The organism is Rickettsia monacensis (assembly GCF_000499665.2).
GTDB classification, from domain to species: domain Bacteria; phylum Pseudomonadota; class Alphaproteobacteria; order Rickettsiales; family Rickettsiaceae; genus Rickettsia; species Rickettsia tamurae.
In genome coordinates this window covers 280,132-303,734 of record NZ_LN794217.1, presented here as the reverse complement: position 1 = coordinate 303,734, position 23,603 = coordinate 280,132, and the positions used below count along the sequence as shown (strand labels likewise).

Sequence of the window (23,603 nt, the reverse complement as noted above, 5' to 3'; positions counted from 1 at the left end):
GAGCATTTAACCGAGCAAGGAACAAGATCGGTTAGTGTAGCAAATGTTACGGCTGAAGCAGTAACTGCTAATATTAATAATCACCTATCAGGCGGTAGTATGATAGCCGTTGCAGCAGGTGATGAAGAAACCTCTATAATTACTAAAAAAGGATTATGGGTTGCCGGTACTTTTGGTTCAAGTAATCAAGATGCATATAAAGGTAATCCTAGCTATAAAGGCATGGTATCCGGTGGCACGATCGGCGGTGATCTTTACATCGGGGAAAATAGTCTTGTCGGTATTGCATATAGCCGTATGAACTCTGACTTTAAGTTTAAAGGTTCAAGCACCGGTGATAAATTATCGGCAGAAAGCGATATTATTTCTCTATACGGTCAACAACAATTTAGTAATGGCCTTATATTACAAGAAATATTTTCAGCAAGTAACAGTAAAATCAACAAGAAGGACTTAAGACCGGTCGGACCTAATAGTTATAAAACGGCTAGCGGTAAATATACAAGCAAAGCTTACGGTTTTGAGGGTAATGTCGGTTATCAATTCTCTGCTATGGACGGTATAAATTTAATGCCTAATATCGGTATTAGATATAATACATATAAAGATAATGCTTATACCGAAACCGGTACAGGTGTGAATAATATGTATGTTGCAGGTAAATCCGGTAACTTAACTACAGGGATTGCAGGTATAAAACTAACCGTAAGAGATTATCAAACGATACTCAAATAGTATCCGGACTGCATGCTTCCATAGAAAATAGCTTTAGCAATAAGCAACCTAAGGTGAAAGCTAGATTTATTGGGGCAGACAATTACTTTGAGAACACTACAAGTAGCAGCACACCGAAAGTCGGCTATAATGTAGGTGCAATTTTACTTACGGCTCATAAGAATATTGAGCTACTTGCCGTATAACTGTAATTTACGCAGCAAATATACTAGCCATCAAGGTTCATTAAAGTTAAAGATATTGTTCTAATAATATCTTTCCTGTAGAAACGGGATACTAAATCGTCATTGCGAGCAGCCGTAGGCTGCGTGGCAATCTCATAAAATAATAACACACTCCTGAGATTGCTGAGGGTGTCAGAAAGTTTGTGTAAGTTATAAAAATAGTTAAGAATAAAATTAATTAAAACAACTTACATGAGGCTAATATGAAAAATAAGAGCAAAGTATCAAATCCAAGTATAGAAAAAGTAGTATCAGAAATACTATCACAAAGTGATCCATCTGAGATATTTGGCAAAGAAGAGATATTTCAGGAGATTAAAAAGCAGATAGTAAATAAGATTTTAGAGAAAGAAATGGAATCTCATATAGGTTATGAGAAACATTCTAAAAATGAGAAAGACTCAGATAACAGACGTAATGGCAATTATGAAAAGACTCTAATAAATCCAGAAGGTCGTAAATTGACAGTAGAAGTGCCAATGGATCGGGACGGAGAATTTGAACCTAAACTAATTCCAAAAGGAGTGCGTAAATTTAAAGGATTTGATGATAAAGTAATATCCTTATATGCTCGGGGAATGACCATTAGGGAAATACAATAGCACTTAGAAGAACTATATGCCACCAAGGTATCATCTGAGTTAATATCAAAGGTAACTTATTTTAGAGAAAGTAACTGCCTGGCAGAATAGAGCACTTGATAATGTATATCCTATAATGTACTTAGATTGTATTCATGTTAAGGCAAGAGATAATCATGTAATAATAAATAAAGCAGTTTATATAGCTATTGGAGTGAATATGGAGGGCAAGAAAGAGCTATTAGGAATTTGGATAGGCAAGAATGAAGGGTCTAAATTTTGGATGCAGGTAGTAACAGAACTTAAGAATCGAGGAGTTGAACAATATATTTTGCATGTGTTGATGGCCTTAAGGGTTTTCCAGAGGCGATAAATAGCATTTTTCCAAAAACCATAGTGCAGTTGTGTATTGTTCATATGGTAAGAAATTCTGTAAAATACGTATCAAAACCCCGATTATGGACAAGAAATACATGGTTTATTAGGTTTAAGTTGGTAAGCAATAAGAGCAGAGAATAGAGAAGTAAAGAAATTAATAGGTGATCGATGTCTGGAAGGAGTAATATTAAAATGTAAAAGTAAAGAATTGATCTGACAGTTAAGGATTGTTGGGTACGAAGAAAAAAGATAAGATAGTACCTGGCAAGTTTTAACAACCTACTAAAAAGGAGACTGTCAGATGACAACATATCAAGAAAAAATCATAAAGCCAAGAATCGGTTTATTAAAACTCGCTGAACAATTAGGGAATGTATCACAAGCTTGCAAAGTAATGGGTTATAGCAGGGATACATTTTATCGTTACAAAGAGCTCCATGATCAAGGTGGGGAGGGGGGAAGCTCTATATGAGATGACTAGACGTAAAGCTTGCATTAAGAATCGTGTGCCCGCAAATATAGAGGATGCTGTAGTTAATATAGCTGTTGAATTTCCAGCATTTGGTCAGGAACGTGCTGCTAATGAATTACGCAAGAGTGGGATAATCATTTCTGGTGGCGGAGTTAGATCTGTGTGGTTACGTCATGATTTAGAAAGTTTCAAAAAACGTCTAAAAGCTCTAGAGACTAAAGTAGCAAATGATGGTATTGTTTTAAGTGATAATCAACTTGCTGTTCTTGAAAAAGTTAAAAACCAACGTGAAGCTAGTGGTGAAATAGAAACTATGCACCCTGGCTACCTTGGTTCACAAGATACTTACTATGTTGGTAATATTAAAGGCATAGGCCGTATTTATCAGCAAACTTTTGTCGATACCTATTGAGGAGTAGCTATTTGTAAACTCTATACCGAAAAGACGGCTATTACAGCTGCAGACCACTTAAATGATAAGGTTATTCCATTCTTTGCAAACCATGATATCCCTCTGCTTAGAATATTAACTGATAGAGGTACGGAATATTGTGGAAAACCAGAAAACCATGCTTACCAACTATATCTTGGCATTGAGAATATCGATCATTCCAAAACTAAAGCATATAGTCCTCAAACCAACGGTATCTGTGAGCGTTTCCATAAAACTATGCAGGAAGAGTGCTATCACATTCTATTCCGCAAAAAATTTTATAATTCACTTGATGAATTGCAAACAGATATAGATAACTGGCTTGTGAGTTACAATAATGCAAGACCTCATTCCGGTAAACATTGCTTTGGTAAAACACCAATGCAATCTTTTACAGATTCACTTTATATTGCTAAAGATAAAAATATTGGTAATATTGGTAATATAGATAAAAATATTGGTAATATAGAGAGAATATCAGACAATTTGATGATTGCCCATCAAGCTGCCTGATTACTCAACTCTGTCAGATTAAGTCGTAACTTGTACATTTTAATATTACTCCTTTCATACATCGATCACCTATTAATTTCTTTACTTCTCTATTCTCTGCTCTTATTGCTTACCAACTTAAACCTAATAAACCATGTATTTCTTATCCATAATCGGGGTTTGAGATAGGCTTTGGTATGGGTGAGCATTTCATTAATCAAGCTAAAATAAATCCTAATGCACTTTTTATTGGGGTAGAGGTATATTTAAACGGAGTTGTAAATGTTTTAAAACTTGCGGGCGAACATAATATCACGAATTTTTTATTATTCCCTAATAATTTGGATTTAATATTAAATGAGATACCAAGTAATAGCCTTGATGGAATTTATATTTTATTTCCTGATCCATGGATAAAAAATAAACAAAAAAAGAAACGTATTTTCAATAAAGAACGACTTAAGGTTTCACAAGATAAGTTAAAAGACAACGGTAATTTAGTATTTGCTTCCAATATCGAAAATTATTTTTATGAAGCAATAGAGTTAATACAGCAGAACGGTAATTTTGAAATTATAAATAAAAATGATTATTTAAAACCGCACGATAACTATGTAATAACCAAATATCATAAAAAAGCTATTAAGGCGAATAGAACGCCGAAATTTATGATTTTGCAGCACGTTTTAGGCGATCATTAATTGCAGCCCCTATATTCACTTGAGGTATAGGAGCAACTGCTATACTGCTTACATCATGAGCTGTAGCATAATCGTCAAGAATTCTTAAATAAGCATAAAGATTTGCAGCAGCTTCTATAAGATTACCTTTGGCACTTAAATTTAACGAAAATTTTCCCGTAAGATTACTATTGCCAAAATTTAATCCGATTTCTTTATCCTCTAAATTTATAGCATTTAGCCTAACCGGTACTTTTGGTGAATAGTGTTTAGCAAGCATTCCCGGAGCTTTTATAGTACTTGTCTCTGATGCTTTTAAAACTTTTACCCCTAGTACTTCTTCTAAAATTTCAGCAGTTATAAACCCTTCTCTAAGAATAGTAGGAGTAACAGTTGTTGTATCGATTATCGTTGACTCTAGCCCATATTCAGATTGATAAATTTCAGGTGCTAAAATAAAGATTTCTGCGTTTTCTGAAAAATGTTTTGTAACATGCTCGACGTTAGTCGGACTAATATAGTTTGAGGGGTTAGCACTTGGGGCAGCTATAGGTACGCCTGATTGTCTTATAAGCTCTAATGCTAGTGGATAAGACGGCATTCGAATCGCTATTGTATTAAGCCCTACCGTTACGCTAGGAGCAATATTTGCATTTACTTTTAAAGGGACAACTATAGATAACGGTCCAGGCCAAAATTTTTCTGCTATTTTTGTAGCTAAATCGTTAAACTCCCCTATTTCTTTTGCTTGCTCTATGGATGCGACATGCACGATAAGCGGGTTGATAGCAGGACGATTTTTGAACTGAAAAATCTTTAAACATGCCTCATTATTTGTAGCATCCGCTCCAATCCCATAGACTGTTTCAGTTGGCAAAACAACCACTTTACCTGATTTTATATATTCAACGGCTTTACTGATCATTAATTTAACCCCGATTATGGATAAGAAATACATGGTTTATTAGGTTTAAGTTGGTAAGCAATAAGAGCAGAGAATAGAGAAGTAAAGAAATTAATAGGTGATCGATGTCTGGAAGGAGTAATATTAAAATTCTCTTTTATGTAGCCAAAAATGGTTTCGATAATGAATCTCTTCCTTAAAAGGATTTTATCCAAAAGAGGTAATAAATAGTTTTTCATATCCTTTCTTATTCCGGTAATTTTTATTAAACCTTGCTTATAAAGTTTTGTAAACATTTTTTCTGAAATAAACCCCTTATCATCATAACACTTACCTTTTAGACCTTTTTGATAACCATTGCTTCAAATGCAATTCTGTCATCAACATTACCTTTGGTAATTTTAACAGCAATAATTTCTCCCTTATCATTGATTATCATATGAAGCTTGAATCCAAAAAACCAATCGACAGAACTACGTCCCATTTTTGCAAGATTATTAAAAGTTCTGTTAGAATTAATTCTGATATTTTTACATACTGCAAAATGTGTGGAATCTGCATAATAAATTCCCGTTCTTTTCCCACTTAAGTAATGTAACATCACAATCAATGGCAGAAATAATGAAGGAATAAGCTGAACAAATCTCTCATAACAAGGTGGATTCCTGAACAAATTACCATTAATAATAAAGTTTTGGTAATAAGCTTTTAAATGTTTATATGCACTAAAATGGTAAAAATCATTATTGAGAGTTCTTCACTTAAGGAAAGCTTACCTTCTCTAAATCTTTGCTTATTACTTTTCAGCAATTGATGTTTTACCCATTTCTCATAAATTTTACAAAATTTATCTACTATACAAAATATTGTAGTATATTTACACATGTTATTAAACCTTTATTTTATTCCTTCAGTGCCCTATTTATATAAGGTTTAATAACTCTTGCAACCTTCCTTCCTCTCTATTCCTTATCCATAATCGGGGTTAAGTTAGTCTCTAGAGCTTTTAGACGTTTTTTGAAACTTTCTAAATCATGACGTAACCACACAGATCTAACTCCGCCACCAGAAATGATTATCCCACTCTTGCGTAATTCATTAGCAGCACGTTCCTGACCAAATGCTGGAAATTCAACAGCTATATTAACTACAGCATCCTCTATATTTGCGGGCACACGATTCTTAATGCAAGCTTTACATCTAGTCATCTCATATAGAGCTTCCCCCTCCCCACCTTGATCATGGAGCTCTTTGTAACGATAAAATGTATCCCTGCTATAACCCATTACTTTGCAAGCTTGTGATACATTCCCTAATTGTTCAGCGAGTTTTAATAAACCGATTCTTGGCTTTATGATTTTTTCTTGATATGTTGTCATCTGACAGTCTCCTTTTTAGTAGGTTGTTAAAACTTGCCAGGTACTATCTTATCTTTTTTCTTCGTACCCAACAATCCTTAACTGTCAGATCAATTCTTTACTTTTACAGATGTGTTAATGATGAAGCAATTTTAAATAAATTGCTAGCTAGTGGTTAATGTGGCTATGTAGCTTTATCCTCATCATGAGGAAAATCAGATTTATCCATTAAATTTTTAGCAATGTTGCTTTCTGAAAGCTTAGCTGATTGAAAATATTCGGAAACAAGCTTTATCACTTTATCACAAAATTCATCTTGTAATTCCTTACTTGCGGTTAATTTTTGGTTTTGAATTAACTGTATAGCATCAAATTTTTTATGCTCTAAAAATTCTTCAATTTCTTTAGTTTTTTCTTGAATGATTTTTTTTGTAACTTCATTGCTTTCTTCTATCATTTGAGAGCGTAAAGTTTCTAATTTCTTTATCTGTATATTGGTTTGTTCAAAGAGCAAAGCAGCATCTTCTTTTAACTTTTCAGCTTTTAGAACTTTTTCTTGGACTTCTAAAATCTTAGCATCTAAAGAATTTAAAATGGCTTTTTTTGCCGGTCTATAAATTAAATATACAAAAATTACAAAACTAACGGCAAGCCAAAAGCTCTCATCTAGGAAATTCATTATTTTACTTTTATATTTTGTAGTAAATTCATATCTACTTTAGTTCCTGCTATTTTTTCAATAATATTAACGGCAAGTTTTATGATTGCTTCACTTTTATTAGTTCTAAATTGCTTAGCAGCTAAATTTATATCTTCAATATTTTGATTTATAGAGTTTTTTAAATCTTGCTCTAGATTCTTTTTTTTAATTAAAAATTCTGATTCTAAAGAGTCTATTTTTTCTTTTTTTAGCCTATCTATTTCAGTATTTGTTTTGTCTATTTCCTCGTTATAATATTTATTTAGCTTTTCTACTTCTATGGTCAATGTATCGGCTTGCGTAATATTATCTTGAATATTTGTCTGTCTATTATTAAAAATTTCTTCGGCTTTTGGAGTTATAAATTTATAAACAAAGATATACAATAAGCCGAAAGTAACGATAAGCCAAAAAATTTGTGAATAATAGGTAGCAATATCAAATTGAGGCATCTTATTTAAAAATGAATTTTAAGAAAAAATAAGTAACATAGCAATTACAAAGGAAAAAAGCCCCATTGCTTCAGCAAGACCTGCACCGATCAGAGCCATTCTTTGTAAGTTTTCTGCAGCTGAAGGGTTTCGTGCTATTGAACTAAGTAGAGAGCTAAATATATTACTAACGCCTAGAGCTGCACCGTACATGCCGATAGCCATAAGCCCTATACCAATAAATTTTAAAGAAACCATGTCCATAAAAAACCTAACTTTTAATTAATCAAAATAACAATTAGTGTAAATTAATAACATCATTAAGATACATACAAGATAAAATAGTAAAAATATAAGCTTGAAGTATTGCAACAAAAATTTCAAACCCAATTAGTATCACTATAAGAGAGATTGGCAGAAATTTCAAGTAAATCATTAATGAAACGGTAAAACCGGCTATTACTTTTAATAAAACATGTCCCGCCATCATATTAGCGGCAAGTCGCAATGATAAACTAACCGGTCTTGCTAAATATGTAAATAGTTCAATTACTATCATCAACGGTGCTAACCATAAAGGAGTACCGTGCGGTGAAAAAAGAGTTAAAAAACGTAAGCCGTGTTTTACAAAACCGACTATAGTTACCGTTAAAAATACTAAAATTGCCAAGGTAAAAGTAACGATAATATGACTAGTAGCAGTAAAGCTATAAGGTGTCATACCAAGTAAATTACAGAATAAAATAAAAATAAATAAACTAAAAACTAACGGAATAAATTTACGTCCTTTTACTCCTATATTCTGATTTAACATATCAGCTACAAGATTATAAACTATTTCAGCACTCACTTGTAATCTAGAAGGTACTAATTTCCGGTTATAAAAAGCTAAGTAAAAATAAGTTAGAGCTAGGATGCTAGCAAGTAACATATAGATACTCGAATTAGTAAAGCTGACGTCAAAACCGAACATTTTGATGTCTATTAATTTTTTGATATTAAATTGTGCTAAAGGGCTATGAGTCATTTCCTTACTTTTTATTATTTACTTTTTGCCTTATAATGTTAAAGCCGGCAATCATTCCTATTATTGTAAATATAATAAGAAATAAAGGTTTAGAATTAAAAAACTTATCTGTAAATATTCCAATTACGACACCTACCATTGTACCTGAAACTAAATCTACAGCGATAGTGAACGGGCTAATTTCTTGCCGAATTTTAGGATTAGAAAACTTAGGACTTTTTAAGTCTTTAATTCTTGCTTTGATATCTTTTAGTTTTTCCGTATTCATTAGTTTATCTCCGTCATTGCGAGAAGACGCCATAGGCGTCGACGAAGCAATCTCAGGATATTTGACGAGATTGCCGTGCAGTCTACGACTGCTCGCAATGACGATCTAAATTACAAGCTCATTTCATTTTTTGCTTTTTCTTTCTGCTCCTCTAAAGCTTTATCAACTGCTGTGGAAATATTATCTATACTATAATTTCCGGTTTGTACTCCGTTAACAAAGAAAGAAGGGGTGCCTATAAATTTTGGTGCTTTTGCTACAAAATTAGTATTAGCAATTAGTGTTTCAGTAATTTTATCACTATTTAAACATTGCTTATATTCTTCCGGAGAAACACCTCCGAGCTGACCTATATCGGTTAATAATTCTCTGTATTTATTGCTATAAGCCCATTTATCTTGTTGTTTTAATATGATATTATGAAATTGTACAAAGCTATCTATATCGCCCTTGCAGCGGGCTAAGATTGCAGCATCTAAATCTTGCTTAGTAGCAATAAATTCACGAGTCACATATGCAATTTTGTTAGTATCGATATATTTTTTCTTAAGTTCCGGAAAAATTGTTTGATGATAATAAGCACAATGCGGACAGGTAGGAGAAAAATACTCGACTACTATAACATTTGATTTTTTGTTACCGAGAACCATATCATTATTATCAACTTTAAAAGTGACTTTAACAGGTTTTATTTCAGGATTTTTTTGTTCTTGTGAAGCCTGCGTTGATACTTCATCAGTCTGATTATTATCATTAGCAGGAACTATCGATTCAGCCGTATTTTCAGAATTTACGGCTTCCTGATTCGTTTCTTTAGAAGTTTCGTTATTTTGCAGAGTTTCTTGCTCTATTATTTGTTTTTCCTCATGGTTCTTATCTTGTGCTTTTTCTTCTGAACAGCTACTCAAAAATAATAAAAATATTAGTACAATAAAAATACTTCGCATATTTATTCCTTTAACTATTAATATTATCTATAATAAGATTGTATCAATTTTATTTCAATAAAAATATCTACTTTATAATAGAAGCAAAATGTGCTATGCTATAGAAAATAATAGTCTAACATTAAGTTCTTAGACACTAAAACCACTACGGAGGAATTAATAATGGCAAATACAACACAATCCGAACATAAAACCGAACAAAAATCTGAGTTTAAAATAGGGCAGAGAATTGTCTATCCTGCACATGGAGTTGGTGAAATAACAAATATTGAATATCATACTATTGCAGGTACTGAAATTAAAGTATATGTAATTTCCTTTTCGCAGGATAAAATGACATTAAAAGTGCCTGTTAGTAGAGCTGCGGTTGTTGGGCTTAGAGCGGTTGCAAGCAGAAAAGATTTAGATGTCATATATTCAACTCTTCAAGGTAAACCAAAGCAAGGAAATAGAATGTGGAGTAGAAGAGCACAAGAATATGAAGGCAAAATTAACTCAGGTAATATTGTAGCCATAGCCGAAGTATTACGGGACTTACATAAAAATGTTGATAATGATCGTTCTTACAGTGAAAGAACACTCTACGAATCAGCTTTAAATAGACTTGCAGGTGAGCTTGCTATCCTTGAAAACATCCACCCAACCGAAGCAATTAATAAGTTAGTTGAAGTATTGCGTGAAAAATTAGTAGCGTAAGTTTTGACATTATCTAAAGTGTTGTTGCGTGGCTAAGCTTTCTGTTGTCATCCCGCGACTTGATCGCGGGATCCAGCTAAAAATACTAAAATTATTAATACTTTAAGTGGTTTTTTGGATCCCGTGGCTTGACCACGGGATGATGCCGAGTGCGTTTTTCGACCTGTGCAACAATACCTATTTGCAATCCCTACAAAGCCATACTAACTTACCCTACTAACAGATAGTTCATCCTGAATTTCTCAAGGGATGCAGTCACTACATAGTCAACAAATTCTTTTAACAATTTTGGATCTGTTACTTCCTGTCCTTTATCATCACGAGCAGTTAAAAGTTTTGAATTAATTTTTTCAAGAATGCCTTTCTTAATATCATCAATATTATGTGTACCGTCTAACATTTCTAAAATATATTTTTCATGTATAGGTATACCTACCATATCGTTAAGTCTATTAGTGACGCTAAACACGTTAGTTGTATTATTAAAATGTGCTTGTTTTGCTTGATATCTTGCAAATTCACTAGTTTTAGGTTTTTCGGTGATAGTTGCTATAGCATGCGGTTTGGTCTCAAATATTTTGAGATAACCTTGAAAAATGAATTTGATAAAATGTTGCTCTAGTGCAGCTAAGAAATCTTGTAATTGATATTTACCGAGCTTTTTTAAAGCTTCTTTTGCTACTTGTTCTAAGCTTATCGGATTGCTAATATTTTCAGTATATACATATAAAATAGCTTTCATGATCGGTGAAGTGGTTGAAATAAAAGGATCAGGTAAATTTTCGTAATAGAAGCTAACATTTTCCTGTTGGTTAGTTAAATCAACATCTTTTTCTAGAGTTACCGGTCTAATATTAAGGCTAGTAAAAAACTCTTTTAAATTATTAAATTCAATTTTTCTGTTTATAGGCATGTTTTGATGACATAATAATGTCGAGCGGAACTTTCTATTAGTGATAAAATCCATATATTGCTCAGTACGAACAATATCATTAACGGCTTGTAGCTTTTCTGCTGCCTTAGTAGGTAAATTACCGATAAACATTGCAGTAAGCGACGTATCACCTAAGTAATTTAGATGATTTTTTTGAGCTTTTTCTATGAATTGGTGAAAATATGTACCTGTATTAATTTCGCCTAAATATTCATGTAATACATATGAGTCCGTATATGCAGATAATAATTTTGTTTCATCTCGTAAGAAATTAGAATAAGGCGTTGTGGAGCTTTCTAATGAATCATTGATGAACTTTAAAAGTAATCTAGCTTGCTGTAATTTATCGTGGCTAGTATTAAATAGCTCTGAATGGAACATCATCATTTCACGTATTGTTCTCTGCATATTCCAGCCCGGGAGCGTATTATAGCTTACAAAAGCTATGCCGTTCGGATTTAGCAGTTTATTACAGACTTCGAGTATTTTATCTTGTACTTCTTCAGGTACCCATGAATATACGCCGTGACAAACTATGTAATCAAACTTACCGTATGACTCATCAAGGTCTAATATAGATAATGCCTTTAGTTCGGCATTTTTTATTTTTAAATCACTGGTAATTTTTTTACCTAATTCTATTTGTGTTTTGGATAAGTCAACACCTAGAGATTGTGATTTAGGATATGTTTCAGCAAAGTTAAGCAGATTAACACCAACCCCGCAACCGATATCAAGTACTTTAGCAGTTTCAAGAGGCGGAGGGTTTAGTCCAAATAGCTTACCGATAGTTCTTAAATACGGTGGGGATGTATAACTGAAAGTAAATGGAGAGTAAGGTACTTCATCATAGGATATTTTATTAGCTTGTTTTGTCATAGTATTTACATAAATTAAAAATTAATTTTAAGCAGTTTCAAAAGATTAAGCAATATATTTTATATACAAAAACTTTAAATTTAATTTGATGTTTTTATATTTCATGACTATACTCTAAATACTATATAACATATGTTAATGGTCATGTAGTAATTTAAGGTAAATATTAATTATATGCTACTGAGTTTAAAAAGCATTTCTTAAATCTAGTTGATCAAGTTAAAAGTAAACATAATTCTTTCATTATTACAAAAAGAAAATTGCCGATTGCTAAGGTAGTGCCTCTAGAGATTGATACTAAAGAAAATAAAAAAAGTTATTTTGTCTGTTTAAGAGGTACTGTTAAAATTAATGACGATATAATAAATTCTTCTTGTGAATCTGATTGGGAAGTAAATAATGATTGATATTGAAGCTAGCAACCAAGAGGGGCTGATTTTAGATACTCATATATTAATTTGGTATGTAGAAGGAATTAGATTATCTGAAGCACAAATAAATCTAATAGAGAAAATAAGAGAAAAAAATAAGTTATATATCTCTGCTCTATATGGGAAATAGTAATGCTTGAAAATAAAGGTAAAATAGCATTTTCAATTGAGTTAAATGATTGGATTGATAAATTACTATCTATACCGGGCTTAAATTTAATTGACCTGTCGGTTTCAATTTTAATACAAAGCTGCCTTTTACCTCATTATGAACATAAAGACCCGGCAGATAATAGTGGCTACTAGAACTACTAATGCGTGTTTATTTACTTTTGATCAAAAAATTATAGAGTATGCCAATTTAGGTTATTTGAAAATAATACAAGCTAAATGATCATAATTATAACTTAATCAATTGTGTTTTACCTGCAAAATTTTCTATTCCCTCTAGATCGGTAGCGGTAACCCATAGCTGCATGTTTAAGCCGGTAAAAAATTCGATTAAATATTGACGCCTTTTGTCGTCTAGATGCACAAAGATCTCATCTAAAAGTAAAATCGGTGCTATTTTAGTTAGCTTTATAGCATAATTCATTTCAGCAAGTATTATCGCAATTAATATAGCTTTCTGTTCACCTGTAGAACAGAATTTGGCTAAGATATTTTTCTTTTGATGCTTTACTAAAAAGTTGCTTTTATGAACTCCAAAACTAGTGCGACCGAGTAGTTTATCTTTGCTTCTTGTTTGATAAAGTTCTGCAGTAATAAAACTAACAATATTTTCTTCGCCGTCTAATATTTTTTGTTCAACAATGCCGTCAATCGATAAATCGGCCTTTGGAAACTCATTTTCAAGTTCATCTATTGCTTGCTGCATAAATTCTAAGGTTTTTAAGCGATTATTAGCAATATGGTTAGAAATATCGGCCATCTTTTCTTCAATAATTTTAAGCCAATTATCATCTCTTATATCTTCTGCTAGAATTTTATTTCTCTCATGCATGTAATATTCGTATTTACTAACTAGCTCTGCATGCTTTGGATCAAAATTATAAACTATTCTATCAAGAAATTTTCTTCTATCACTGCTACCGCTTGTAAAGATTCCTTCCATTTGCGGAGTCAGCCATACCATGCTAGTGAATTTACTTAACTCATTATTGGCTATTTTACTTTCGTTATACTCGGTTATTCTTCTATTAGAGCTACGTTTAAATTGTGTGGTAAATTCTGCAAGTCCTAGCTTACTTTGCAATAGAGCTTTTACGGTACAATGATCTTCTGAAGTCTTGCATATATCGGCAAGTTTCGCTGATCTCAGCCCTCTTCCTGGATAAAATAGCGATATAGCTTCTAAAATATTAGTTTTACCGCTACCGTTTTCACCTATTAAAATTATTGGGGTATTATCTGTTTTTAGTTCAAGATTTTTAAAATTACGATAATTTTCAAGACTTAAGGAATGTAGGAAGATATTTTTCATTTTATGAAAGAATAATAGTTAAATTATTGATACGTTGTATTTATACCGTCTAGAAATTGCCATAGTAGTTTTGCACCTTTTATTGCTCCTTGATATACTAATTTTTGTTCTTTTGAGCTTAAATTATTAATCAAATTTGCACATTCTTGTGCATGCCATTGATCAACTTTACTATGAACAATGAAAAATTGTAAAGTTCTGTAATCTGAAATTCCATAAAATTTTTGCAACCCTTGAATTTTAGAGTCAGATACTTCAGGAGTCTGATGTTCATAAGCATAAAGTGCTCCAAGACCTATAGAAAAAGATTTCTCCGTTAATTCAAAATAACCTTGAACAAGTTTTTGAGTTGAGTCTAATTTAGGTTCTGAAGTGAGCTGGTTTCTTAAACATCCAAGTCCTTCAGCAAAACGTTTCCATAGTTCCGGGTGATTTTCTTCACCTTGTTCTTCTTCTATAAGATTACCAAGTAATATTTGCCTAGCTTGTATATCGCTACATTTGGAATGTATTGCACTTATATAACGCGGGAAAGCTGTAACGTGATGATAATATTCTTTTGCGTAAATTTGTAAAGTAGAATGAGTAAGTTTTCCCATATTCCATAATTGATAAAATGGATGATTTAAAAGATTATATCGTTCAAGATCTATATTAAGCTGTTCTAAAAATTTCATCTTACCTCCTTTTAGTAAATTTATAAATCTGATAATTATTTGTTTTATCTATTATTACAGAATGCCATTCTGCTAAAAGATTAAGAGGAAAAAAAGTATCTCCATTATAATTTTTATTTATTTTTGTAAGTAAAAATTCATCAATAAGATTTTGCTCTAGGAAAAGAGTCGCTATTTCTGTCCCCCCAACCATAAAAATTTTCTTATCAGTAAAAGGTTTTATTATCTGCCAAAAATCATCTAAAGATTTAATAAAAAATATAATAGACATCTTTCCAAACTTCGCTTCTAGAGTTAATTTAGACGTCAATCCGGTACTCGCATCTGTGCGATTGTCTATATACGCTGCGGTGCTGCGTTCCGTGTATCCTTTAAATTCCTCTCTATAAGTTGGTTTGGAAAGATGTCTATTATTATAAGATTGTAATGGTGTATTTCTTGAAAAAACAATACAAATACAATTTTTTAAAATCTTTGCAGGTATAGAGTCAAAGGTTTTTCGTCCCATGACTATAATATTATTTTTTACCGTCTGATAAAAATATTCAAACTCCTTAGAATAAGACCAAGGTATCTGACCTTTATTACCTATCACCCCTTGTGGGTCACATGCCATTATACCGATGATTTTTCTATTTTTCATAAGATGAATATTTAATCATATGGTCTGCTACAAAAAATCTTTGATGCTCTATAACATTATGCACTCGTAAATAATCAGCTCCATGTTCTGTTAAATATTTTGATATTGCTATTGTTTCTAAATCTCTTCCCGATGCTTTGGAATTATAAAAAGCAGAAATATAAGATTTTCGTGAGTGTCCTACCAATATCTCACACCCTAGATTTTTAAATTCTTTAATATGTTGTAATATATATAAATTTTGATAAATGGATTTTCCAAAACCAATTCCAGTATCAAGAATGATATTTTTTCTATCAAATCCACATTTTTCTAATTTTGTTATTTCTTGTTCTGCCCATATATTTAAGCTAGCAAGCGGAGATTTATCGAAATCAAGACATTTTTGTTTTTGCGGTGGAACGGTTAATGAGTGCATAGTAATAATTTTACAATTATAATCGGCAATTAATCGTAATGTATAGTCATCTAGATTATTTTTAACCAAGTTGATACAGGAAATAGGATATTTTTTTAAAACACGTTTAATTACTTCAGGAGTGAAACTATCAATACTGACTATAACTTCTTTTTCCTTTATAACTTTCCTAAGCTCTTCAAGAACATTCTCAAGTCTTGCATATTCTTCATCTTCATTAATAATTAAAGCAGAAGGACGTGTTGATTGTGATCCAAACTCAATTATTGTAGCCCCTTCATTTATCAAGCGTACAAAATTTCTAACGGCATCTTCTTTATGAAAACTCAATCCTCCATCAGAAAAAGAATCAGGAGTAATGTTTAAAATACCGACAAATTGAGGATTTAAAACAAGAGAGCGTATAACTCCTTGATTTTCAATTAAATGTGCTATTTCTGCAAAGGTTTTATTGTTGTAAAAATTATTAGTCGGACATGAATAACGACATTCCAAGCTTAAACCTGCAATTAGATGAATAAGAAACGGTCTGTTTAATAATTCAGGATGCGGTATTTTAAAATCAGGCAAATCTATATGGCAATTATTCCAAAGTAGGATATCTAAGTCAATAACTCTTGGAGACCATTTATCGTAAGAGCTTGCTCGACCTAGTTGTTTTTCAATCTTTTTAAGCTCAATTAGAAGTTTACTAGGCGTTAAAGTACTTTTGCCCTGCACCACCATATTTAAATATGATTTATTCCAAGCTTTATCCGCATTAGGTGGTAGAATAACTTGTGTTTCAAAAATAATAGATTGCTTAAGCAATATAAAATCACAGCTTTTTAGTAAATTTAGAGCTTTTTTAATATTTAAAAGTCTATTACCTAAATTACTGCCTATAGAAATATAAATCATAGTGTCTCCTTTCCTGAATAAGAAAAAGAAACTCCGCCATGCACTCCTGAAACTGGTGATTTTAATTTAGTAACGGTTACGTTTAGAAAAATCTTTTCTAATTTAGATTCTATAAAATTTTGATAAATAATATCATATATTTGTGCGGCTAAATGCTCGATAAGATTAAAGTGATTCTCTTGAGAAAGTTTTTGTACTAGCCGTACGATTTCTGCATAACAAACAGTATCGTTTATATTATCCGTTACAGTAGCAAGGGGAGGAGTTGAGAGAAAGAGTTTTATGTTAATTTTTACAGGTTGAGCGTGGTGTTTTTCTTGAGTACTGCAGCCAAGATGTACCCAAGTTATTAGTTCTGAAATATTAAGTTTACATGAATAATTTAAGTTGAAAGCTTTATACCTATCATAATATTAATGTTAGTCTAGTATAAGCTCTTTATAAAAAGATACAATAGTTAAATTGATATACCGCCACTTTTTTTAAAGCCGGCATGAGCTTTTTCAAGTTTTTTAATAAGTTTAGGTGAATATGATTTAATGTCTTTTTCCTTGCCGCCTTCATATTTTTTAGCGAGTTTCATTCCCCCTCTGATCATATTATAGGCGAAGTTCATTAGCTTTGTTTCGCCTGCTATTCTTTTTGGGTTCATAAACATATAAATTTGGTAAACGGCAAAGCTTTTTAATAAAAGTTTTAAGTCTATTCTAGCTTGTTTGGTTAAACCTTGTAATTTGTCTTTTGGGTTTGCAAGGTTTTTATTAGCATCTCTAACTATTTTAGAATGCTGATGCATTAAATAATTACTGACTTCGGCAACATTCTTGTTAATGAGCTTCTCATCCATTTTAAGCATTTTAAGCTTTAAGTTTTTAGTTTTACCTAAATACTTACGGATTAATAAGATAATTCGGCTTTGCAGTTGAGTTAAATCCATAGTTTGCTCGTTTAAGATAGCAAGTATTCGCTCTATCTCATACTCAAATTCTTCATTTTGGCTTAATTCTTCAAAAATTTCCTCTACCTCTTTACTCTCAAGTACAAGATCGTCACTAATACCCATTAATGCATCTTTTATTTGATCGGCGATTTTTTTGGTATCTTCGGAAAATTGATTATTTGTCATAATCTAATTCATCGTTAAATATAGCTATTTTTATACTAGCACTACATTTCTGCTTGTCTATAAAAATTGTATTAAGAGATATTAAATTTTTCTCATTGAGTATACTCTGAGGAATTATGTACAAGTTACGACTTAATCTGACAGAGTTGAGTAATCAGGCAGCTTGATGGGCAATCATCAAATTGTCTGATATTCTCTCTATATTACCAATATTTTTATCTATATTACCAATATTACCAATATTTTTATCTTTAGCAATATAAAGTGAATCTGTAAAAGATTGCATTGGTGTTTTACCAAAGCAATGTTTACCGGAATGAGGTCTTGCATTATTGTAACTCACAAGCCAGTTATCTATATCTGTTTGCAATTCATCAAGTGAATTATAAAATTTTTTGCGGAATAGAATGTGATAGCACTCTTCCTGCATAGTTTTATGGAAACGCTCACAGATACCGTTGGTTTGAGGACTATATGCTTTAGTTTTGGAATGATCGATATTCTCAATGCCAAGATATAGTTGGTAAGCATGGTTTTCTGGTTTTCCACAATATTCCGTACCTCTATCAGTTAATATTCTAAGCAGAGGGATATCATGGTTTGCAAAGAATGGAATAACCTTATCATTTAAGTGGTCTGCAGCTGTAATAGCCGTCTTTTCGGTATAGAGTTTACAAATAGCTACTCCTCAATAGGTATCGACAAAAGTTTGCTGATAAATACGGCCTATGCCTTTAATATTACCAACATAGTAAGTATCTTGTGAACCAAGGTAGCCAGGGTGCATAGTTTCTATTTCACCACTAGCTTCACGTTGGTTTTTAACTTTTTCAAGAACAGCAAGTTGATTATCACTTAAAACAATACCATCATTTGCTACTTTAGTCTCTAGAGCTTTTAGACGTTTTTTGAAACTTTCTAAATCATGACGTAACCACACAGATCTAACTCCGCCACCAGAAATGATTATCCCACTCTTGCGTAATTCATTAGCAGCACGTTCCTGACCAAATGCTGGAAATTCAACAGCTATATTAACTACAGCATCCTCTATATTTGCGGGCACACGATTCTTAATGCAAGCTTTACGTCTAGTCATCTCATATAGAGCTTCCCCCTCCCCACCTTGATCATGGAGCTCTTTGTAACGATAAAATGTATCCCTGCTATAACCCATTGCTTTGCAAGCTTGTGATACATTCCCTAATTGTTCAGCGAGTTTTAATAAACCGATTCTTGGCTTTATGATTTTTTCTTGATATGTTGTCATCTGACAGTCTCCTTTTTAGTAGGTTGTTAAAACTTGCCAGGTACTATCTTATCTTTTTTCTTCGTATCCAACAATCCTTAACTGTCAGATCAATTCTTTACTTTTACATATAAGCACTGCGATCCTCGCCTTGTGGATTCCTTGCTCTTTTTGAAGTTGATCTTCGTATACCTACTCTTCATTCGGAGTATATGCCATGTTATTACTACGAAAGCAGGAATAACATAAGAGCTACGAATATATTTAAGCTTTTGCTGCCTTAGTTTTAGCAATAGGGATATGTCTCTCTTTAATTCTAGCCGACTTACCGCTTCTATTTCTTAAATAATAAAGTTTAGCACGACGAACTACCCCGTATTTTACTACATCAATAGAGTGTACTATCGGCGAGTAAGTCATAAAACGTCTTTCGACACCTTCACCGTGGCTAATTTTACGTACTAAGAAAGATGAAGTAATACCACGATTTCTTTTAGCAATAACTACACCTTCATAAGCTTGGAATCTTTCTGTTAGTTTTTCCTTACCGTCTTTCTCAATCGATCTATCAATAATTTTAACAGTTACTTTAACTGTATCGCCGGCTTCAAAATCAGGAATTTTTTTATTTGCAGTAAGCTTTGAAATATTTTCCTGTTCAAAGCGGTCAATAATATTCATTTTTTTAACTCCTTAACTCTATAAATCTTTAAGTAACTCCGGACGGCGTAATTTAGTAATCATATGTGATTGCTCTTTTTTCCATTCATTAATTAGCCTGTGGTTACCGGATAACAAAACACTCGGTACAGCTCGATCACACCAAATTTCAGGTCTTGTATATAGACCGCATTCAAGCCCACCCTTAAATTCCCCGTCTTCTTCAAAAGACTCGGAAGATAAGGTATTTTGATTCATTAAAACACCTGGCAGTAGTCTAATTAAGCAATCGAGAATGGTAAGGGTAGGTATTTCTCCGCCGGATAAAATGTAGTCGCCTACACTAATTTCTTTAACATTATACTCTTCAATTACACGTTCGTCAATCCCTTCGTAACGTCCACATAAGAATATGAAGTTTTTATTTTTTAACATCTCTTTAGCAAAGCTTTGGGTAAAGACTCTACCGCGAGGTGAAGGATAGTAAATTTCAGCATTAGGATTTAAAGATAAAGCATAATCTATGCTACTGCCTAGAACATCAGAACGCATTATAAGCCCGTCACCACCGCCGTAAGCCTCATCATCAATTTTTTTATGCTTAGTTAAACCGAAATCCCGAATATTAATAACATTATATGACCAAATATTTTTATGCAGTGCTTGCCCTGCTAAAGAATGTCCTAGAGTCCCAGGAAACATTTCAGGAAAAACTGTTAAAATTGTAGCGTGAAGTATAGACATACGCTTAAAATAGTAGCCAGTATCAATTAATGCAATAAAATTATAATTTAATTTTTACCCCACCCACCTGTCCTATAATCTTCTTTTCTTTGTTTTTTAGCAGCAGCTGTTGCACCACTCCTAAATGCTTCAGCTTTTTGTTGATTCGTTTTATGAGCTTGATCACTTTGAAATTTCTGAAATTCTGCTTTCTTAGTAGCTTCTATATAACGACTTTTTATTTTCTCTAAGCGTCTCATAGCATCTTTATCTAAACTAATACCTGCTTCTTTTGCTTGCTGCTCTATTTTTAATGCTGCCTTATAACCTGCTGCTGCGTTTTTAGCTATAACTTGCTTCTGCATAAATTCACTCTAGAATCTTTCTTCATTGCATCATTATATGGATTTATCTTATTGTTTTTAATATCCTTTATTTGTTTTTCTGCTTTCTTTTTATCAAAATCTTCCGGCATAACTTCCCTCAAAATTTAAGTTAAAAATATATCTATAGTTGCATATATTTTTTTTCAAAAAAAGTTAATAAAGAAAAATAGAGGTAGAAGTAATTAAAAATTAACCAATTTGTGTTATAAAAACTTCATCACTTCCTCAGCAATGATTAGCTCTTCGTTTGTCGGCACAGCGAAAACTTTAACCTTACTGCTTTCAGCGCTTATTATATACTCGTTTTTTTGGTTTTTTGTATCATCTATTTTAATGCCTAGCCATAAAAGTTTTTCAGTAATCATTTCACGTATGTACAGCGGAATTCTGTCCGACACCGGCAGTAAAAATTAGACAATCAAGCCCCTCAAGGGCAGCAGTTAACTTACCTATTTCAAGTACAATGCGATACACGAATAAATCTATAGCAAATTTAGCATCAGGTGAGTTACTGGCAAGCAAAGTACGCATATCAGAGCTTTCACCGGACATACCGAGTAACCCCGATTTCTTATATAATAACTCGGTGATTTCTTTCGTAGTCATTTTCTCATGATCGATAAGATATAACACTACTCCGGGATCAAGGTTACCTGTCCTTGTACCCATCATAACACCGTCAAGTACGCTAAAGCCCATGGAACTTGTTAGACTAAGACCATTTTTAATAGCACATAGACTACTACCGCTTCCTAAGTGATCTATAATAGTCTTTGTAGGTAAATCTTCCTTTGTCATTTCTTTAAAATAGCTGCTAACATATTTATATGATAACCCATGAAAACCGTAACGAATTATCCCTTTATCATAATATTTTTTCGGTAAACCGAAAGCTTTTGTAATGGGAGGATTGGTAAAATAAAACGACGTATCAAAACATGCTATATGCGAGATTTCTTTATATTTTTGAAGAAATAAATCCAGTACCTGCAAATTATAAGGTTGATGCAAGGGGCTTAGAGGTATTAATGCTCTTAAATCTTCGCTAACTTTTTCATTAACAATAACCGGTTTATTAAAATTTTCCCCGCCAGAACAATACGGTGACCGGTTGTAATTAAATTGAGATTCTCTTGTTTTTTCCACCAATCTTCAAAAAGATCAATCATCATTTCAATAGCATCATCTTTAATGTCGATAGCAGGTTCCTGTTTTTTATTTATATGAAATAATATTTTATTATCATTTTTTTCTAAAAAAATATTATAAATTTTATCTTTAACTTTTTTATTCTGAATTTCAAAAATAGAAATTTTTAAACTAGATGAGCCGGCATTAGCTATTAAAATAACATCTTTCATATTATTTACCTGCTTGGATATGTAGCTTCGCCTTAGCGTGATTATAAATAAATGAAGCAAGTACACAAGAAATAACACGCATATCCATAGGATCGGCTCTGCTATTTGAAGAATTAATTATCTAATAATCATGATAAAACAGCTAAAGAATTAAGTATTATACTAGGTAATAGATTACAAAGAACTAGAATAAATTACTATAGAAAACTACTAGGCTACACTTATAAAAAAAAGTCATCTTCATCCCAAAAGGGATATTGGTTTAAGGAATGAATTTATAGAAAAGATACAGCAAATTTCTAAAGAAACTCTAGTATTCATTGATGAGTCAGGAATAGAAGATAATGTTTGTAGAGAATATGGATGGAGTATAAAAGGTACTAGATGTTATGGAAACAAAGTGTATCAACATAAATCCAGGATCAGTATGATAGCGGGGCTTCGTAATAATCAAATTATAGCGCCAGTAATATTTGAAGGAAATTGTAATAAAGAAATATTTACAACCTATGTAGAGACTATATTAACTAAAGAATTACATCCTGGACAAACAGTAATTATGGATAATATCAACTTCCATAAGAATAATATAATAAGAGAATTAATCGAGTCGGTTGGGTGCAGAATTTTATTCTTACCTACATATAGCCCAGACTTAAATCCTATAGAACATTATTGGTTTAAGATTAAGAACGAAATAAGAAAAGTTACGGGGCAATTCAAAGATATCAGTATGGCTGTAGAACACGTACTAAAGTTTATTTAACTGTACCTATTTCCTATGGTCTAGCTATACTACTAATATATCGGCATTTCCTGAAACCGAAGAACTAAATACCTTTTGCTTCTGCAGCAAATAAAGATATAGCATTATCAAACGCAAGCAGTCCGTCAACTATAGCATTCGTAATTTGCCCTCTATCTGCCATTTTCGATAAAGCAGCATCAAGGGTTGTAGGGATTGCAGAAGTTACCGTCTCAACTGCCGATAATACCGCAACTCTAACCTGCTTATCTTCTTTGATCATATGCATTAAATCAATAGCATTCTGCACTATATCACGCTTATCTTCTAGAGTAGGACGAATATTAATAGCAGCATCGGTAATAATGAACGGTTTTGGAAAGGTAGCAACAGCCATTAAGAAAGCATGGCTTATACGGCGTTCGGTACGTAACTGCAAAATGTGTGGAATCTGCATAATAAATTCCCGTTCTTTTCCCACTTAAGTAATGTAACATCACAATCAATGGCAGAAATAATGAAGGAATAAGCTGAACAAATCTCTCATAACAAGGTGGATTCCTGAACAAATTACCATTAATAATAAAGTTTTGGTAATAAGCTTTTAAATGTTTATATGCACTAAAATGGTAAAAATCATTATTGAGAGTTCTTCACTTAAG

25 protein-coding genes and 9 pseudogenes are annotated in these 23,603 nt (G+C 32.3%); 10 read left to right on the top strand and 24 right to left on the bottom strand.

Features of this window, described 5'->3' with window-relative positions; genetic code table 11:
* Positions 1–72: 72 nt before the first annotated feature.
* The 5 genes and pseudogenes from RMONA_RS10060 to trmB form a co-directional block, all read left to right on the top strand.
* Positions 73–984: pseudogene (locus RMONA_RS10060) on the top strand (autotransporter outer membrane beta-barrel domain-containing protein).
* A 178-nt stretch (positions 985–1,162) separates the two neighbouring features.
* Positions 1,163–1,561 (top strand): IS256 family transposase, encoded by a 399-nt coding sequence (locus RMONA_RS10775; RefSeq protein WP_023507326.1) that lies wholly within the window; start codon positions 1,163–1,165, stop codon positions 1,559–1,561.
* A 115-nt stretch (positions 1,562–1,676) separates the two neighbouring features.
* Positions 1,677–2,059, top strand: a pseudogene (locus tag RMONA_RS11360) (transposase).
* A 160-nt stretch (positions 2,060–2,219) separates the two neighbouring features.
* A pseudogene (locus RMONA_RS01495) lies at positions 2,220–3,336 on the top strand (IS481 family transposase).
* 161 nt (positions 3,337–3,497) lie between these two features.
* Positions 3,498–4,016: pseudogene (gene trmB, locus RMONA_RS01490) on the top strand (tRNA (guanosine(46)-N7)-methyltransferase TrmB); the annotation flags it as partial.
* On the opposite strand, the gene RMONA_RS01485 reads toward trmB, so the two are convergent.
* The 10 genes and pseudogenes from RMONA_RS01485 to RMONA_RS01440 all read right to left on the bottom strand — a co-directional run bounded on the left by RMONA_RS01485 (position 3,982) and on the right by RMONA_RS01440 (position 9,630).
* Positions 3,982–4,920: an L-threonylcarbamoyladenylate synthase gene (locus RMONA_RS01485; protein WP_023507322.1), complete on the bottom strand. Its 939-nt coding sequence runs from the start codon at positions 4,918–4,920 to the stop codon at positions 3,982–3,984. The pseudogene trmB and the gene RMONA_RS01485 overlap by 35 nt on opposite strands.
* 14 nt (positions 4,921–4,934) lie before the next feature.
* Positions 4,935–5,207 carry a transposase gene (locus tag RMONA_RS01480; protein WP_046058373.1) on the bottom strand — a complete coding sequence of 91 codons (273 nt, stop codon included), beginning with the start codon at positions 5,205–5,207 and terminating at the stop codon, positions 4,935–4,937.
* Between the two features lie 29 nt (positions 5,208–5,236).
* Positions 5,237–5,500 carry a transposase gene (locus RMONA_RS01475; protein ID WP_023507103.1) on the bottom strand — a complete coding sequence of 88 codons (264 nt, stop codon included), beginning with the start codon at positions 5,498–5,500 and terminating at the stop codon, positions 5,237–5,239.
* A gap of 385 nt (positions 5,501–5,885) precedes the next feature.
* Positions 5,886–6,278 (bottom strand): annotated as a pseudogene (locus RMONA_RS01470) (helix-turn-helix domain-containing protein); the annotation flags it as partial.
* A gap of 163 nt (positions 6,279–6,441) precedes the next feature.
* On the bottom strand, positions 6,442–6,936 hold the full coding sequence (locus tag RMONA_RS01465) for a F0F1 ATP synthase subunit B (protein WP_023507319.1): 495 nt from the start codon (positions 6,934–6,936) through the stop codon (positions 6,442–6,444).
* A complete protein-coding gene (locus tag RMONA_RS01460; RefSeq protein ID WP_023507318.1) occupies positions 6,936–7,409 on the bottom strand; it encodes a F0F1 ATP synthase subunit B family protein in 474 nt (157 codons plus the stop codon). The genes RMONA_RS01465 and RMONA_RS01460 overlap by 1 nt, the downstream gene beginning before the upstream one ends.
* A gap of 18 nt (positions 7,410–7,427) precedes the next feature.
* Positions 7,428–7,652, bottom strand: a complete 225-nt coding sequence (locus RMONA_RS01455; RefSeq protein WP_010420727.1) for a F0F1 ATP synthase subunit C — start codon at positions 7,650–7,652, stop codon at positions 7,428–7,430.
* Between the two features lie 34 nt (positions 7,653–7,686).
* Entirely contained in the window at positions 7,687–8,415 is a 729-nt protein-coding gene (locus RMONA_RS01450; protein ID WP_023507317.1) for a F0F1 ATP synthase subunit A, read from the bottom strand.
* A 4-nt stretch (positions 8,416–8,419) separates the two neighbouring features.
* Positions 8,420–8,683, bottom strand: a complete 264-nt coding sequence (locus tag RMONA_RS01445) for an AtpZ/AtpI family protein (RefSeq protein ID WP_037230960.1) — start codon at positions 8,681–8,683, stop codon at positions 8,420–8,422.
* Between the two features lie 110 nt (positions 8,684–8,793).
* Positions 8,794–9,630, bottom strand: a complete 837-nt coding sequence (locus RMONA_RS01440; RefSeq protein ID WP_023507315.1) for a DsbA family protein — start codon at positions 9,628–9,630, stop codon at positions 8,794–8,796.
* 162 nt (positions 9,631–9,792) lie between these two features.
* Here RMONA_RS01440 and RMONA_RS01435 point away from each other — a divergent pair, with 162 nt between their 5' ends.
* Complete coding sequence (locus tag RMONA_RS01435) at positions 9,793–10,326, top strand: CarD family transcriptional regulator (protein WP_008581156.1); 534 nt, start codon at positions 9,793–9,795, stop codon at positions 10,324–10,326.
* Positions 10,327–10,534: 208 nt separating this feature from the next.
* Here the strand turns inward: RMONA_RS01435 and RMONA_RS01430 are convergent, their stop codons facing one another.
* On the bottom strand, positions 10,535–12,139 hold the full coding sequence (locus RMONA_RS01430) for a methyltransferase regulatory domain-containing protein (protein WP_023507314.1): 1,605 nt from the start codon (positions 12,137–12,139) through the stop codon (positions 10,535–10,537).
* A 260-nt stretch (positions 12,140–12,399) separates the two neighbouring features.
* On the opposite strand from RMONA_RS01430, the gene RMONA_RS10045 reads away from it, so the two are divergent.
* Genes RMONA_RS10045 through RMONA_RS09075 form a run of 3 tightly spaced genes read left to right on the top strand, consistent with a single transcriptional unit; the run spans position 12,400 to position 12,876 of the window.
* Positions 12,400–12,546, top strand: a complete 147-nt coding sequence (locus RMONA_RS10045; protein ID WP_242402826.1) for a hypothetical protein — start codon at positions 12,400–12,402, stop codon at positions 12,544–12,546.
* Entirely contained in the window at positions 12,539–12,700 is a 162-nt protein-coding gene (locus tag RMONA_RS09080) for a PIN domain-containing protein (RefSeq protein WP_023507313.1), read from the top strand. The genes RMONA_RS10045 and RMONA_RS09080 overlap by 8 nt, the downstream gene beginning before the upstream one ends.
* Before the next feature lie 2 nt (positions 12,701–12,702).
* On the top strand, positions 12,703–12,876 hold the full coding sequence (locus RMONA_RS09075; RefSeq protein WP_023507312.1) for a PIN domain-containing protein: 174 nt from the start codon (positions 12,703–12,705) through the stop codon (positions 12,874–12,876).
* A gap of 94 nt (positions 12,877–12,970) precedes the next feature.
* Here the strand turns inward: RMONA_RS09075 and recF are convergent, their stop codons facing one another.
* The 12 genes and pseudogenes from recF to RMONA_RS01360 form a co-directional block, all read right to left on the bottom strand.
* Positions 12,971–14,053: a DNA replication/repair protein RecF gene (gene recF / locus RMONA_RS01415; protein WP_023507311.1), complete on the bottom strand. Its 1,083-nt coding sequence runs from the start codon at positions 14,051–14,053 to the stop codon at positions 12,971–12,973.
* Positions 14,054–14,076: 23 nt separating this feature from the next.
* Positions 14,077–14,730, bottom strand: a complete 654-nt coding sequence (locus RMONA_RS01410; RefSeq protein WP_023507310.1) for a CADD family putative folate metabolism protein — start codon at positions 14,728–14,730, stop codon at positions 14,077–14,079.
* Position 14,731: 1 nt separating this feature from the next.
* Positions 14,732–15,373: a dihydrofolate reductase gene (locus RMONA_RS10770; RefSeq protein ID WP_023507309.1), complete on the bottom strand. Its 642-nt coding sequence runs from the start codon at positions 15,371–15,373 to the stop codon at positions 14,732–14,734.
* Positions 15,363–16,691 (bottom strand): dihydropteroate synthase, encoded by a 1,329-nt coding sequence (folP, locus tag RMONA_RS01395; protein ID WP_023507308.1) that lies wholly within the window; start codon positions 16,689–16,691, stop codon positions 15,363–15,365. The genes RMONA_RS10770 and folP overlap by 11 nt, the downstream gene beginning before the upstream one ends.
* The gene (locus RMONA_RS07800; RefSeq protein ID WP_242402839.1) at positions 16,688–17,041 is read right to left on the bottom strand and encodes a dihydroneopterin aldolase; all 354 of its coding nucleotides are present in this window, start codon (positions 17,039–17,041) and stop codon (positions 16,688–16,690) included. The genes folP and RMONA_RS07800 overlap by 4 nt, the downstream gene beginning before the upstream one ends.
* Before the next feature lie 107 nt (positions 17,042–17,148).
* On the bottom strand, positions 17,149–17,817 hold the full coding sequence (locus tag RMONA_RS01390) for a DUF5394 family protein (RefSeq protein ID WP_023507307.1): 669 nt from the start codon (positions 17,815–17,817) through the stop codon (positions 17,149–17,151).
* 154 nt (positions 17,818–17,971) lie between these two features.
* A pseudogene (locus RMONA_RS01385) lies at positions 17,972–19,087 on the bottom strand (IS481 family transposase).
* A gap of 243 nt (positions 19,088–19,330) precedes the next feature.
* Positions 19,331–19,747 (bottom strand): 50S ribosomal protein L19, encoded by a 417-nt coding sequence (gene rplS, locus RMONA_RS01380; RefSeq protein ID WP_008581025.1) that lies wholly within the window; start codon positions 19,745–19,747, stop codon positions 19,331–19,333.
* Between the two features lie 18 nt (positions 19,748–19,765).
* Positions 19,766–20,470 carry a tRNA (guanosine(37)-N1)-methyltransferase TrmD gene (trmD, locus tag RMONA_RS01375; RefSeq protein ID WP_023507304.1) on the bottom strand — a complete coding sequence of 235 codons (705 nt, stop codon included), beginning with the start codon at positions 20,468–20,470 and terminating at the stop codon, positions 19,766–19,768.
* Between the two features lie 47 nt (positions 20,471–20,517).
* Complete coding sequence (locus RMONA_RS01370) at positions 20,518–20,814, bottom strand: hypothetical protein (protein ID WP_023507303.1); 297 nt, start codon at positions 20,812–20,814, stop codon at positions 20,518–20,520.
* Entirely contained in the window at positions 20,796–20,924 is a 129-nt protein-coding gene (locus tag RMONA_RS10765; protein WP_023507302.1) for a hypothetical protein, read from the bottom strand. Before RMONA_RS10765 ends, RMONA_RS01370 begins: the two co-directional genes overlap by 19 nt.
* A gap of 114 nt (positions 20,925–21,038) precedes the next feature.
* Positions 21,039–22,196, bottom strand: a pseudogene (locus RMONA_RS01360) (acetate/propionate family kinase).
* A 104-nt stretch (positions 22,197–22,300) separates the two neighbouring features.
* Here RMONA_RS01360 and RMONA_RS01355 point away from each other — a divergent pair.
* Positions 22,301–22,962 (top strand): annotated as a pseudogene (locus RMONA_RS01355) (IS630 family transposase); the annotation flags it as partial.
* Between the two features lie 27 nt (positions 22,963–22,989).
* Here the strand turns inward: RMONA_RS01355 and RMONA_RS01350 are convergent.
* A pseudogene (locus RMONA_RS01350) lies at positions 22,990–23,374 on the bottom strand (phosphate acyltransferase); the annotation flags it as partial.
* Between the last annotated feature and the right edge of the window lie 229 nt (positions 23,375–23,603).

What these genes read in the sequence shown, in the direction of transcription:
- RMONA_RS10775 (WP_023507326.1), top strand. Translation starts at nt 1,163, where the DNA reads ATGAAAAATAAGAGCAAAGTATCAAATCCAAGTATAGAAAAAGTAGTA.
- RMONA_RS01485 (WP_023507322.1), bottom strand. Translation starts at nt 4,920, where the DNA reads ATGATCAGTAAAGCCGTTGAATATATAAAATCAGGTAAAGTGGTTGTT.
- RMONA_RS01475 (WP_023507103.1), bottom strand. Translation starts at nt 5,500, where the DNA reads ATGTTACATTACTTAAGTGGGAAAAGAACGGGAATTTATTATGCAGAT.
- RMONA_RS01465 (WP_023507319.1), bottom strand. Translation starts at nt 6,936, where the DNA reads ATGAATTTCCTAGATGAGAGCTTTTGGCTTGCCGTTAGTTTTGTAATT.
- RMONA_RS01460 (WP_023507318.1), bottom strand. Translation starts at nt 7,409, where the DNA reads ATGCCTCAATTTGATATTGCTACCTATTATTCACAAATTTTTTGGCTT.
- RMONA_RS01455 (WP_010420727.1), bottom strand. Translation starts at nt 7,652, where the DNA reads ATGGACATGGTTTCTTTAAAATTTATTGGTATAGGGCTTATGGCTATC.
- RMONA_RS01450 (WP_023507317.1), bottom strand. Translation starts at nt 8,415, where the DNA reads ATGACTCATAGCCCTTTAGCACAATTTAATATCAAAAAATTAATAGAC.
- RMONA_RS01445 (WP_037230960.1), bottom strand. Translation starts at nt 8,683, where the DNA reads ATGAATACGGAAAAACTAAAAGATATCAAAGCAAGAATTAAAGACTTA.
- RMONA_RS01440 (WP_023507315.1), bottom strand. Translation starts at nt 9,630, where the DNA reads ATGCGAAGTATTTTTATTGTACTAATATTTTTATTATTTTTGAGTAGC.
- RMONA_RS01435 (WP_008581156.1), top strand. Translation starts at nt 9,793, where the DNA reads ATGGCAAATACAACACAATCCGAACATAAAACCGAACAAAAATCTGAG.
- RMONA_RS01430 (WP_023507314.1), bottom strand. Translation starts at nt 12,139, where the DNA reads ATGACAAAACAAGCTAATAAAATATCCTATGATGAAGTACCTTACTCT.
- RMONA_RS09080 (WP_023507313.1), top strand. Translation starts at nt 12,539, where the DNA reads ATGATTGATATTGAAGCTAGCAACCAAGAGGGGCTGATTTTAGATACT.
- RMONA_RS09075 (WP_023507312.1), top strand. Translation starts at nt 12,703, where the DNA reads ATGCTTGAAAATAAAGGTAAAATAGCATTTTCAATTGAGTTAAATGAT.
- recF (WP_023507311.1), bottom strand. Translation starts at nt 14,053, where the DNA reads ATGAAAAATATCTTCCTACATTCCTTAAGTCTTGAAAATTATCGTAAT.
- RMONA_RS01410 (WP_023507310.1), bottom strand. Translation starts at nt 14,730, where the DNA reads ATGAAATTTTTAGAACAGCTTAATATAGATCTTGAACGATATAATCTT.
- RMONA_RS10770 (WP_023507309.1), bottom strand. Translation starts at nt 15,373, where the DNA reads ATGAAAAATAGAAAAATCATCGGTATAATGGCATGTGACCCACAAGGG.
- folP (WP_023507308.1), bottom strand. Translation starts at nt 16,691, where the DNA reads ATGATTTATATTTCTATAGGCAGTAATTTAGGTAATAGACTTTTAAAT.
- RMONA_RS01390 (WP_023507307.1), bottom strand. Translation starts at nt 17,817, where the DNA reads ATGACAAATAATCAATTTTCCGAAGATACCAAAAAAATCGCCGATCAA.
- rplS (WP_008581025.1), bottom strand. Translation starts at nt 19,747, where the DNA reads ATGAATATTATTGACCGCTTTGAACAGGAAAATATTTCAAAGCTTACT.
- trmD (WP_023507304.1), bottom strand. Translation starts at nt 20,470, where the DNA reads ATGTCTATACTTCACGCTACAATTTTAACAGTTTTTCCTGAAATGTTT.
- RMONA_RS01370 (WP_023507303.1), bottom strand. Translation starts at nt 20,814, where the DNA reads ATGCAGAAGCAAGTTATAGCTAAAAACGCAGCAGCAGGTTATAAGGCA.
- RMONA_RS10765 (WP_023507302.1), bottom strand. Translation starts at nt 20,924, where the DNA reads ATGCCGGAAGATTTTGATAAAAAGAAAGCAGAAAAACAAATAAAGGAT.